Origin of the sequence: Paenibacillus zanthoxyli JH29 (genome assembly GCF_000520715.1) — a bacterium.
Lineage (GTDB): Bacteria > Bacillota > Bacilli > Paenibacillales > Paenibacillaceae > Paenibacillus_AQ > Paenibacillus_AQ zanthoxyli.
The window spans coordinates 1-445 of record NZ_ASSD01000487.1; the positions used below are offsets into that span (position 1 = coordinate 1).

Genomic DNA, 445 nt, shown 5'->3' on the forward strand with positions numbered 1-445 from the left:
GGCCTGACTGCATATTTTCAGCCCCGGCTTCACCAGCAGCTTGTCCGCCTTCCGATATGCTTGCGCCATTAACCGCTGCTTCGCTGCTTCCTGTCAGGCCTTTTCCAGTGACTCCGCCGGGGGCTTGCATTTCGCTTCCATCCGCTTCCATCCCCCGCCCAGGCTGTGTCTTTCCGTTAATACCTTCAACGGTATCCGGATCTCCCTGTGTCCCCGGAGCCGACAGAACTGCCGTGCTGCTATCTGCCGATTCCCCGGTGGCTTCCGTCTTTGCCGCTTCGCTCCCCGCTCCGGCGCTACCACGACCAACCGTATTCGAGTCCGTTCCGGGAGGCGGCAGCTTTTCGCCCGAAGGCTCCGCATTTCCCGCCTGCGCTCCAGTGTCTAAAGTTTTCGCCGCTCCGCCAGATCCTACTGCTTGATTGGCGGGATTTCCGGCGACGTC

General features: G+C 61.1%; 1 pseudogene. It reads right to left on the reverse strand.

Annotated elements, in window-relative coordinates:
- A pseudogene (locus L691_RS32965) lies at window positions 1-445 on the reverse strand (hypothetical protein); the annotation flags it as partial.